The following is a 12,162-nucleotide window of genomic DNA, read 5'->3' as shown; positions in this document are numbered from 1 at the left end:
TATTCGATCTGTTTTCAGGCTCCTTACTTGGGCAAAATGCCAGCAAATGTTAAATCACGGCATTAAATGTTGCGCAAATGAGATGTTTCCTGGTGTTTATCCCGATTTTTGCTAAGCGCGCCGGAATGGCGCAATCCCTGCAATACTTAAATCAGTATCATGTGATACGCGAGCTCCGGGAGCATATTTTGAACAGGTTACCTTCCAGCGCATCGGCCCTGGCCTGCAGCGCACACGCACTGAATCTCATCGAAAAGCGCACGCTTGATCATGAGGAAATGAAATCATTGAACAAAGAGGTGATTGAGTACTTCAAGGAGCATGTCAATCCGGGGTTCTTAGAGTATCGAAAATCTGTAACTGCAGGCGGGGATTACGGAGCCGTAGAGTGGCAAGCGGGAAGCCTGAATACGCTTGTCGACACCCAGGGGCAAGAGTTCGTCGATTGCCTGGGTGGTTTTGGAATTTTCAACGTGGGGCACCGTAATCCAGTCGTGGTTTCCGCCGTACAGAATCAACTCGCGAAACAACCTCTGCACAGCCAGGAGTTACTTGACCCTCTGCGGGCCATGCTGGCAAAAACTCTCGCCGCACTGGCGCCCGGTAAACTGAAATACAGTTTTTTCTGTAACAGCGGGACCGAGTCGGTTGAAGCCGCCCTGAAGCTGGCGAAAGCGTATCAATCGCCGCGCGGTAAATTTACGTTTATTGCCACCAGCGGCGCATTCCACGGTAAATCACTGGGCGCGCTGTCCGCCACAGCTAAATCCACCTTCCGTAAACCCTTTATGCCGCTGCTGCCGGGCTTCCGTCATGTGCCGTTTGGCGATATTAACGCGATGCGCACCATGCTCAGCGAGTGTAAAAAGACCGGTGACGATGTCGCAGCCGTGATCCTCGAACCCATCCAGGGTGAAGGTGGGGTGATCTTGCCTCCACAAGGCTATTTGACTGCCGTTCGTAAACTTTGCGATGAGTTTGGCGCGCTGATGATCCTTGACGAAGTGCAAACCGGCATGGGGCGTACCGGCAAAATGTTCGCCTGCGAACACGAAAACGTGCAGCCCGACATTATGTGTCTGGCCAAAGCGTTGGGCGGCGGTGTGATGCCTATTGGCGCGACCATTGCCACCGAAGAGGTGTTCTCCGTCCTGTTCGACAATCCTTTCCTGCATACCACCACCTTTGGCGGCAACCCGCTCGCTTGTGCAGCTGCGCTGGCCACCATTAACGTCCTGCTGGAGCAAAATTTACCGGCTCAGGCGGAGCAGAAAGGCGATATGTTACTTGATGGTTTCCGCCAGCTTGCGCGGGAGTACCCGGACCTGGTGCATGATGTACGCGGTAAGGGCATGCTGATGGCGATTGAGTTTGTCGATAATGAAATCGGCTACAACTTTGCCAGTGAGATGTTCCGCCAGCGGGTGCTGGTTGCCGGCACGCTTAACAATGCAAAGACGATCCGCATCGAACCGCCGTTGACGTTAACGATCGAGCAATGCGATCTGGTATTGCGATCGACGCGCAAAGCCCTGGCAGCATTACGGGTGAGCGTGGAGCAAATGTAACAACCTTACCCGGCCTATAAAAGACAATCTTTTGTAGGCCGGATAAGGCGTAGCCGCCATCCGGCAATTAGCCTGACTTAAACAATCCGCACACCAGCAGGCATAAGGCGTTCTGGCGTCAACAGTACGCTTTCACTGCCATCGTCGGTTTCCGCGCACAGCAGCATGCACTCTGATGTCTCACCGCGCATTTTGGCCTTTTGCAGATTACACAGCACCACCACCGTTTTGCCCATCAGCTCCTCTTCTCTGTAGTAAGGCACCAGGCTGGTTACGGTTTGCAGCGTACGCTCTCCCACATCTACCTGTACGATATACAGCTTATCGGCATTGTCATGGCGCTTTACCTGTGCGATTTTTCCAACACGTATTTCCATTCGGGCAAAATCAGCAAATGCGACGGTATCCATTATTTTCTCCTTTGGTAAAATTTTACTAAATATTAGCAAAATATTTTCCGAGCATTGTTCTCAAAAGCGGGAAAATGACGTACTCATCACACTCTGAAAGCCCAGTTTTACCCCGAGCATGTCAATTAATCATGCTTTTTTTACTGAAAACAGATGAATAGATAAGCACTTCATTTACAATGCGCAGGTAACTCAGGGAAAAGGCAAACATGGCAACACTTAAAGACATCGCAATCGAAGCTGGCGTGTCCCTGGCGACAGTGTCCCGGGTTTTAAACGATGACCCCACGCTGAATGTAAAAGAAGAGACTAAGCATCGCATTCTGGAGATCGCGGAAAAGCTGGAGTACAAAACCAGCAGCGCCCGAAAGAACCAGACCAGCGCGCTCGGCCCCCAGCATATTCTGGCGCTCTACAGCTATCAGCAAGATTTGGAAATCAACGATCCTTACTACCTCGCGATCCGCCATGGGATTGAAACCCAGTGTGAGAAACTCGGGATCGAACTGACCAACTGCTATGAGCACAGTGGTCTGCCGGAGAGCAAACACATTACCGGCATTCTTATTGTAGGTAAGCCTTCTCCCGCTCTGCGCGAGGCGGCAACAGCACTTACCGACAATATCTGCTTTATCGATTTCCATGAATCCGGCAGCGAATATGACGCCGTCGATATCGATCTGGCCCGCATCAGCAAAGAGAGCATCGACTTCTTCATTGCCCAGGGCGTCACCCGCATTGGCTTCATCGGTGGCGAAGACCAGCCAGGCAAGGCCGATATCCGCGAAGCCGCGTTTGTCGAATACGGTCGTCTGCAGCAGGTCGTTTCTGAACAGGACATCTATCGCGGCGGTTTCTCCAGTTCATCAGGCTATGAACTGGCTAAAGAAATGCTGGCGAAACCCGACTATCCCAGCGCCCTGTTTGTGGCTTCAGACTCGATTGCCATTGGCGTTCTGCGCGCCATCCACGAGCGCGGTCTGAATATTCCGCAGGATATTTCGCTGATTAGCGTTAATGATATCCCAACGGCGCGTTTCACCTTTCCTCCGCTTTCCACCGTTCGCATCCATTCGGAAATGATGGGCAGTCAGGGCGTCAACCTGCTGTTCGAAAAAGCCCGTGACGGGCGTGCGCTCCCCCTGCTGGTTTTTGTTCCCAGCAAGCTGAAACTGCGCGGCACCACCCGCTGAAATCCCCCGTTAACCCGCCCGGTTTCTTCTGATGCCGGGCGCGCATTGTCATGCATTCTTTTCCGCGTCCGAATTATTTTCGTGATCCAGTTAAAGTAAATCACTTCACTTGCTATATTTTAGTAAAAGTTTTACTAAAATCACCATCAATTACACTTACCCACCATTACAATGAATGGTTCCGATTTTTCTCCACCGGGAGGCCTTATGAATCGCTGGGAAAACATTCAGCTCACCCACGAAAATCGACTGGCGCCACGCGCATATTTTTTCTCTTACGACTCCGTTGCGCAGGCTCGCTCGTTTGCCCGCGAAACCAGCAGCCTCTTTCAGCTGCTAAGCGGTCAGTGGAATTTTCAGTTCTTTGAGCATCCGCTGCAGGTGCCGGAAGCCTTTACGTCGCAGTTTATGAGTGACTGGGGCAGCATCACCGTCCCCGGCATGTGGCAGATGGAAGGACACGGCAAGCTGCAGTATACCGACGAAGGTTTTCCTTTCCCGATTGATGTCCCCTACGTTCCGACCAATAACCCCACCGGGGCCTATCAGCGTATTTTCACCCTCAGCGAAGGCTGGCAGGGCAAACAGACGCTGATTAAGTTTGATGGCGTAGAAACCTACTTCGAAGTTTACGTGAATGGTCAGTACGTTGGCTTCAGCAAAGGCAGTCGCCTGACGGCCGAATTTGATATCAGCGCGGTGGTGAAGACCGGTGATAACCTGCTGTGCGTTCGCGTAATGCAATGGGCTGATTCCACCTACGTTGAAGACCAGGATATGTGGTGGTCGGCGGGAATTTTCCGCGACGTCTATCTGGTCGGCAAACAGGCGACCCACATTCAGGATTTTACCGTCCGCACCGAGTTCGATGATGACTATCGCGACGCCACCCTCTCCTGCGACATTGCGCTGGAAAACCTGGCCTCCACGCCAGCGATAGCGTCGCTCGAATACACCTTGTTTGACGGTGAGAAGGCGCTGCATAGCGGTGTGATTAACACTCTGAAGGTGGATAAACAAACGCAGACCGCTTTTCATTTCAAGGTTAGCGCGCCGCAGCAGTGGTCGGCGGAATCGCCGTATCTCTACCACCTGGTGATGACGCTGAAAGATGCCAGCGGCAACATCCTTGAGGTCGTGCCACAGCGCGTTGGATTCCGCGATATTAAAGTTCGCGACGGTCTGTTTTACATCAATAACCGCTACGTGATGCTGCATGGCGTTAACCGCCACGATAACGATCATCTTAAGGGCCGCGCGGTCGGTATGGATCGCGTTGAAAAAGATCTGCTGTTAATGAAGCAGCACAATATCAACTCCGTACGCACCGCCCATTACCCGAACGATCCGCGCTTCTATGAATTGTGCGATATCTACGGTCTGTTCGTGATGGCCGAAACAGACGTTGAATCTCACGGCTTCGCCAATATCGGCGATATCAGTCGGATCACCGACGATCCACTGTGGGAAAATGTCTACGTTGAGCGCATCGTGCGCCACGTCCATGCGCAGAAAAACCACCCTTCGATCATCATCTGGTCGCTCGGTAACGAATCCGGATACGGCTGTAACATCCGCGCCATGTATCACGCTGCGAAAGCGCTGGATGACACGCGTCTGATCCATTACGAAGAAGATCGTGACGCCGAAGTGGTGGATATCATCTCCACCATGTACACCCGCGTGCCGCTGATGAATGAGTTTGGTGAATATCCGCATCCTAAGCCGCGCATCATCTGCGAGTATGCGCACGCCATGGGCAACGGTCCCGGCGGGCTAACGGAATATCAGAACGTCTTCTATCAGCATGATTGCATCCAGGGGCACTATGTATGGGAGTGGTGCGATCACGGGATTCAGGCTAAAGATGACGACGGCAACGTCTGGTACAAATATGGCGGCGACTACGGCGACTATCCGAACAACTACAACTTCTGCCTTGATGGCCTGATTTATTCCGATCAAACCCCAGGACCGGGACTGAAAGAGTACAAGCAGGTAATTGCGCCGGTGAAAGTGCGCGCACAGGATCTGGCCCGCGGCGAGCTACGGGTAGAAAACAAACTCTGGTTCACCACGCTTGACGACTACACCTTGCATATTGAGGTTCGCGCCGAAGGAGATACGCTCTTTGTTCAGCAGATAAAACTGCGCGACGTTCCTCCCAACAGCGACGCGCTGCTGCAATGCGCACTGCCGGAGCTGGATGCGCGCGAAGCGTTCCTTAACGTCACCGTGACGAAAGATTCCCGAACGTCATACAGCGAAGCCGGGCATCACATCGCGACTTATCAGTTCCCGCTGAAGGCCAGAACGGCGGCTGCCGTACCGTTTAGCCTGCAAAACGCCAACCCTCTGACGCTGGAAGACAGCCGCCAGAGCTGCACCGTTCGCGGTTATAACTTCCATCTGACCTTCTCAAAGCTGACAGGTAAACCGATCGCCTGGAACGTCAATGGCGAAGAGCTGATTACCCGCGAGCCGAAGATTAATTTCTTCAAACCGACCATTGATAACCACAAACAAGAGTTCGAAGGCCTCTGGCAGCCGAATCATTTACAGATTATGCAGGAGCATCTGCGCGAGTTTACCCTTGAGCAAACCGATGATGCGCTGCTGATAACCAGCCAGACCATTATCGCCCCGCCGGTATTCGATTTCGGTATGCGCTGCACTTATCGCTGGCGCATTGCCGCGGACGGTCAGCTGAATGTGGAACTTTCTGGCCAGCCTTACGGCGAGTACCGGGACATTATTCCGTGCATCGGTTTCACGATGGGCATCAACGGTGATTTGGGCCAGGTGGCGTATTACGGACGTGGTCCCGGTGAAAACTATGCCGATAGCCAGCAGGCCAACATCATCGACATCTGGCGCAGCAGCGTGGATGAGATGTTCGAAAATTATCCGTTCCCGCAAAACAACGGCAATCGTCAGGACGTGCGTTGGGCAATGCTAACCAACCGCCACGGCAACGGCCTGCTGGTGGTCCCGCAGCGCCCTGTCAACCTGAGCGCCTGGCGCTATACGCAGGAAAATATCTTTGCCGCACAGCACTGCAACGCGCTGCAACGTAGCGATGACATCACCCTGAATCTGGACCACCAGTTGCTGGGCTTAGGTTCCAACTCGTGGGGAAGTGAAGTACTCGATTCCTGGCGCGTCTGGTTTACGTCATTCAGCTACGGCTTCACGTTGTTGCCGGTTTCCGGCAGCGAATCTGGCGCTCAAACCACCGCCAACCGCGCCTTTGGCACCGGGTTCTTTTCCACGAATATGCACAGCGAGAATACAAAATGAGGATCATCGACAACTTAGAGCAGTTCCAGCAACGCTATGCTTCAGGTCGGAAATGGCAACGCTGCGTCGAGGCTATTGAAAATATTGACAATATTCAGCCAGGCGTCGCCCACTCTATCGGTGATTCCCTGAGCTACCGCGTGGAGACAGACTCCGCGACCGATGCGCTGTTTACCGGTCATCGTCGTTATTTTGAGATCCATTACTACCTGCAAGGGCAGCAAAAAATAGAGTATGCCGCCAAAGAGGATCTCCAGGTGGTTGAATATTATCGCGATGAAACCGATCGCGAATATCTGAAAGGTTGTGGAAAAACCGTCGAAGTGCACGAAGGACAAATGGTTATTTGTGACAATCATGAAGCCTATCGTTTTATTTGTAATAACGCAGTGAAAAAAGTCGTACTCAAAGTCACCATCGAAGATGGTTATTTTCATAATAAATAAAAACACAGGCGGCGCCGATGTTGCGCCGCCAGTACCCTATAATAATCAGGAATCGGAGATGTGCTATGTCTGATACCAAACGTAATACCATCGGCAAGTTCGGCTTACTTTCACTCACCTTTGCCGCGGTTTATAGTTTTAATAACGTAATCAACAATAATATTGAGCTTGGTCTGGCATCCGCACCGATGTTTTTCCTCGCGACGATTTTCTACTTTATTCCGTTTTGCTTAATCATCGCTGAATTTGTTTCGCTGAATAAAAACTCCGAAGCCGGTGTCTACGCATGGGTAAAAAGTTCGCTGGGTGGGCGTTGGGCATTTATTACTGCCTACACCTACTGGTTCGTTAACCTGTTCTTTTTTACCTCGCTTTTGCCCCGCGTTATTGCCTACGCCTCATATGCTTTTTTAGGCTACGAATACATTCTGACGCCGTTCGCAACCACCGTGTTAAGTATGGTGCTGTTTGCCTTCTCCACCTGGGTTTCGACCAATGGTGCAAAAATGTTAGGGCCGATTACCTCGGTCACCTCCACGTTGATGCTGCTGCTGACGCTGTCCTATATTTTACTGGCAGGTACGGCGCTGGTTGGCGGCGTACAGCCTGCTGACCCTATCACCGTAGACGCAATGATCCCGAATTTTAACTGGGCCTTCCTCGGTATCACCACCTGGATTTTTATGGCGGCAGGCGGCGCGGAGTCGGTGGCGGTGTACGTCAACGACGTCAAGGGCGGCTCCAAATCGTTCGTGAAGGTCATTATCATTGCCGGAATTTTTATCGGCGTGCTCTATTCCATCTCCTCGGTGTTGATTAACGTATTCGTCAGCAGCAAAGAGCTGAAGTTTACCGGTGGTTCGGTGCAGGTATTCCACGGCCTGGCGGCATATTTCGGCCTGCCGGAGCTGGTCGTTAACCGCTTTGTCGGCCTGGTCTCCTTTACCGCGATGTTCGGCTCCCTGCTGATGTGGACCGCAACGCCGGTGAAGATCTTCTTCTCTGAAATTCCGGCGGGTATTTTCGGTAAAAAAACCGTCGAACTGAATGAAAACGGCGTCCCGGCCCGTGCAGCATGGATCCAGTTCCTGATCGTTATCCCGCTGATGATTATCCCGACGCTCGGCTCCAATACCGTGCAGGATTTAATGAACACCATCATCAACATGACCGCCGCCGCCTCGATGCTGCCGCCGCTGTTTATTATGCTGGCTTACCTGAATCTGCGCGCAAAACTGGATCACTTACCGCGTGACTTCCGTATGGGTTCGCAAAAAACCGGCATTATTGTGGTCTCGATGCTGATTGTCCTTTTCACCATCGGATTTATCGCCTCTACCTTCCCGACCGGCGGTAACATCATAACCATTATTTTCTATAACGTTGGTGGCATTGTTATTTTCCTCGGCTTCGCCTGGTGGAAATACAGTAAATACATCAAAGAGCTGACCAAAGAAGAAAAAGCTATTGAGGCGGCCCCTGCTTCAGATATCAATTAATGACTAAAACAGAATAACAATAAACAATATTCTCCAAGGCTATAACCAAAATAATTCGAGTTGCATGAAGGCGGCAAGTGAGTGAATTCCCAGGAGCATAGATAACTATGTGACTGGGGTGAACGAACGTAGCTAACACACATGCAGCTTGAAGTATGACGGGTATATAACAATAAAAATTATCTTTTATTTGGCTTAGGATCGAAGCATGAAAAACATTAGCCTCTGTTGCAGGGCAATTCTTGCCCTGCCCTTTTTCTGCGTCTCCTCTCTGGGTGCAGAAGAAGTTCGCCCTGCAGAACACGACGACACGAAAACGCCCGAAATATCTTCCCCGTCATTTCGTTTTTATGGCGAATTGGGCATGGGTGGATATATGGATTTAGAAGGAAAAGACAAACATAAATACAGCGATGGTACCTATATAGAAGGTGGCCTGGAGATAAAACACGGCTCGTGGTTTGGTCTGATCTACGGCGAGGGCTGGACCGTACAAGCGGACCATCAGGGCAATGCCTGGGTTCCTGACCATAGCTGGGGCGGATTCGAGGGCGGGATCAACCGCTTTTACGGTGGTTACCGCACCGATGATGGCACGGAGCTGATGCTCAGCCTGCGCCAGGACTCTTCGCTGGATGACCTGCAATGGTGGGGGGATTTCACTCCAGACCTGGGCTACGTCATTCCTAATACCCGCGACATCATGACCGCCATTAAAGTGCAAAACCTGACCGGTCCTTTGCGCTACAGCGTGACCGCGACGCCCGCCGGACACCACGACGAGAGCAAAGCCTGGCTGCACTTTGGTAAATACGATCGCTACGACGATAAATATACCTATCCGGCCATGATGAACGGCTACATCCAGTACGATCTGATCGAAGGCGTAACCTGGATGAACGGCCTGGAGATAACGGATGGTACCGGACAGTTGTTCCTGACCGGTATCCTCTCGCCCAACTTCGCCGCCCGCGCCTGGCACCACACGGGCCGCGCCGACGGGCTGGATGTGCCCGGCACCGAGACCGGCTATATGGTCAGCGCGATGTATGAAGCACTAAAAGGCGTTTACCTCTCCACCGCTTATAGTTACGCCAAACACCGACCGGATAGCTATGAGGACGAAACCACTTCCTTTATGCAGTTCGGTATCTGGTATGAATACGGCGGCGGGCGTTTCGCTACCGCCTTCGACAGCCGGTTCTATATGCAGAATGCATCTGGCGACCCGAGCGACCAAATCTTCCTGATGCAATATTTCTATTGGTAACAAGGACCGGAACACCATGAACATGAAACCTCTTCTTACGCCGCTGGCCTGCATCCTGCTGATGAACGTCTCCGCGCATGCCGCCAGTGCTGACGACTTTAAAAACATCATTAATCGCACCGGTGCGCCGGGCTACATGCATGACTACGATCACGACGACCACCAGCGCTTTAATCCCTTTTTCGATCTTGGCGCCTGGCACGGTCATTTGCTGCCGGACGGTCCCGCCACGATGGGCGGCTTTCCGGGCGTGGCATTGCTGACCGAAGAATACATCAATTTTATGGCCAATAATTTTGACCGTCTGACGGTGTACCAGCACGGTAAAAAGGTCGATTTCGCACTTGAGGCCTACAGCATTCCGGGCGCGCTGGTGCAAAAGCTGTCATCTAAGCATGTGCAAATAGAGATGACGCTGCGTTTTGCCAGTCCCCGCACCTCGCTGCTGGAAACCAAAATCACCAGCGACACGCCGCTGGATCTGGTGTGGGACGGCGAGCTGCTATCGAAGCTGGAAGCCAAAGAGGGAAAAGCGCTGTCAGATAAAACCATTGATGGCGAATTCCCTGGCTATCAGCGCAAAATCACCGCCACACACGATGGCCTGAAAGTCACCTTCGGTAAAGTGCGCTCAACCTGGGATCTGCTCACCTCCGGTGAGTCGGAGTATCAGGTGCATAAATCTGTCGCCATGAAAACGACGGTTAACGGTCATCGCTTCATGGGGAAGGCCCATATCAAAGGTTCAACCACTTTCTACACCACCTATTCTCATCTGCTTACCGCCGAGGATGTGGCGAAAGAGCAGCCGCAGATCCGCGATATTCTGGCGCGCCCGGCCTGGTATCTTGCGGCATCGCAAAAGCGCTGGGCAGATTATCTGCAAAAAGGCTTAACCAACCCGGATGCCACAACGGAACAAACCCGGGTTGCGGTTAAAGCTATTGAAACGCTGAACGGCAACTGGCGCTCGCCAGGCGGGGCGGTAAAACACAATACCGTGACGCCTTCGGTCACCGGCCGCTGGTTCTCCGGCAACCAAACCTGGCCGTGGGACACCTGGAAGCAGGCCTTCGCCATGGCGCACTTTAACCCGGATATCGCCAAAGAGAACATTCGCGCCGTCTTTTCATGGCAGGTTAAACCTGGCGATCCGGTTCGTGCGCAGGATGCCGGATTCCTTCCCGACCTGATTGCCTGGAATCTCAGCCCGGAACGCGGCGGCGACGGCGGTAACTGGAACGAGCGCAACACCAAACCCAGCCTGGCGGCCTGGTCGGTGATGGAGGTTTACAACGTCACCAAAGACAAGGCCTGGCTCGAAGAGATGTATCCAAAGCTGGTGGCGTATCACGACTGGTGGCTGCGTAACCGCGATCACAACGGCAACGGCGTGCCGGAATACGGCGCTACGCGCGATAAAGCCCACAATACCGACCGCGGCGAAATGTTGTTTACGGTGAAAAAAGGCGACAAGGAAGAAACGCTCTCCGGGCTTAACAACTACGCCACCGTGATCGATAAGGGCCAGTATGACAGCCTGGAGATCCCAGCGCAGGTTGCCGCCTCGTGGGAGTCCGGTCGTGACGATGCGGCTGTATTCGGTTTTATCGATAAAGATCAACTGGATAAATACGTCGCGGGCGGTGGAAAACGCAGCGACTGGGTGGTGAAATTTGCCGAAAATCGCAGTAAAGACGGTAATTTGCTGGGTTACTCGCTGTTGCAGGAGTCAGTCGATCAGGCCAGCTACATGTACAGCGACAACCATTATCTGGCGCAGATGGCGACCCTGCTCGGCAAACACGAAGAGGCGCAGCGCTATCGCCAACTGGCGCAAAACCTCGCAGATTACATCAACACCTGCATGTTCGACCCGGAAACAAAATTCTTTTACGACGTTCGTATTGAGGAGCAACCGCTGGCAAACGGCTGCGCGGGTAAACCGATCGTCGAACGTGGCAAAGGGCCGGAAGGCTGGTCGCCGCTGTTTAACGGTGCAGCAACGCAGCCCCATGCGGACGCGGTGGTTAAGGTGATGCTCGACCCCAAAGAGTTCAACACCTTTGTCCCGCTTGGCACGGCGGCGCTGACCAACCCGGCTTTCGGCGCGGATATCTACTGGCGCGGGCGCGTCTGGGTGGATCAGTTCTGGTTCGGGCTAAAAGGGATGGAGCGTTACGGCTATCGCGATGACGCGTTAAAACTAGCGGATACCTTCTTCAGCCACGCCAAAGGCCTCACCGCCGACGGTCCGATTCAGGAAAACTATAACCCGCTGACCGGCGCACAGCAGGGCGCACCGAATTTCTCCTGGAGCGCGGCGCATCTCTATATGCTGTATAACGATTTTCTTAAAAAACAGTAATCTGTGACATAACGCCGGATGGCGCTTCGCTTATCCGGCCTACAAAGACACATTTTCACCGGCCGGATTAGGTGCTTGCACTGCCATCCGGCATATTCGTCCTCTGGC

General features: G+C 52.8%; 8 protein-coding genes. 7 read left to right on the top strand and 1 reads right to left on the bottom strand.

Annotated features, from left to right (window positions below; all coding sequences use genetic code 11):
- The first annotated feature begins 188 nt into the window (after nucleotides 1–188).
- Nucleotides 189–1,568 (top strand): putrescine aminotransferase, encoded by a 1,380-nt coding sequence (ygjG, locus tag OGX89_RS01985; RefSeq protein WP_057067552.1) that lies wholly within the window; start codon nucleotides 189–191, stop codon nucleotides 1,566–1,568.
- 77 nt (nucleotides 1,569–1,645) lie between these two features.
- Here ygjG and OGX89_RS01980 read toward each other — a convergent pair whose 3' ends face one another.
- A complete protein-coding gene (locus OGX89_RS01980; protein ID WP_003828529.1) occupies nucleotides 1,646–1,978 on the bottom strand; it encodes a tRNA-binding protein in 333 nt (110 codons plus the stop codon).
- A 209-nt stretch (nucleotides 1,979–2,187) separates the two neighbouring features.
- Here OGX89_RS01980 and ebgR point away from each other — a divergent pair, with 209 nt between their 5' ends.
- The 6 genes from ebgR to ygjK all read left to right on the top strand — a co-directional run bounded on the left by ebgR (nucleotide 2,188) and on the right by ygjK (nucleotide 12,054).
- On the top strand, nucleotides 2,188–3,171 hold the full coding sequence (ebgR, locus tag OGX89_RS01975; RefSeq protein WP_032945068.1) for a transcriptional regulator EbgR: 984 nt from the start codon (nucleotides 2,188–2,190) through the stop codon (nucleotides 3,169–3,171).
- A 207-nt stretch (nucleotides 3,172–3,378) separates the two neighbouring features.
- Nucleotides 3,379–6,471 (top strand): beta-galactosidase subunit alpha, encoded by a 3,093-nt coding sequence (gene ebgA, locus OGX89_RS01970; protein ID WP_126957008.1) that lies wholly within the window; start codon nucleotides 3,379–3,381, stop codon nucleotides 6,469–6,471.
- Nucleotides 6,468–6,917: a beta-galactosidase subunit beta gene (locus OGX89_RS01965; protein WP_003828536.1), complete on the top strand. Its 450-nt coding sequence runs from the start codon at nucleotides 6,468–6,470 to the stop codon at nucleotides 6,915–6,917. Before ebgA ends, OGX89_RS01965 begins: the two co-directional genes overlap by 4 nt.
- Before the next feature lie 65 nt (nucleotides 6,918–6,982).
- Nucleotides 6,983–8,416, top strand: a complete 1,434-nt coding sequence (locus OGX89_RS01960; RefSeq protein WP_286559818.1) for an amino acid permease — start codon at nucleotides 6,983–6,985, stop codon at nucleotides 8,414–8,416.
- Between the two features lie 208 nt (nucleotides 8,417–8,624).
- The gene (gene ygjJ, locus OGX89_RS01955) at nucleotides 8,625–9,686 is read left to right on the top strand and encodes a protein YgjJ (protein WP_043017729.1); all 1,062 of its coding nucleotides are present in this window, start codon (nucleotides 8,625–8,627) and stop codon (nucleotides 9,684–9,686) included.
- Nucleotides 9,687–9,702: 16 nt separating this feature from the next.
- Nucleotides 9,703–12,054 (top strand): alpha-glucosidase, encoded by a 2,352-nt coding sequence (ygjK, locus tag OGX89_RS01950; RefSeq protein ID WP_126957004.1) that lies wholly within the window; start codon nucleotides 9,703–9,705, stop codon nucleotides 12,052–12,054.
- Nucleotides 12,055–12,162: the final 108 nt, after the last annotated feature.

The organism is Citrobacter sp. Cpo103 (assembly GCF_030332605.1).
GTDB lineage: Bacteria > Pseudomonadota > Gammaproteobacteria > Enterobacterales > Enterobacteriaceae > Citrobacter > Citrobacter portucalensis.
This window is presented reverse-complemented; position numbering and strand designations above follow the sequence as displayed.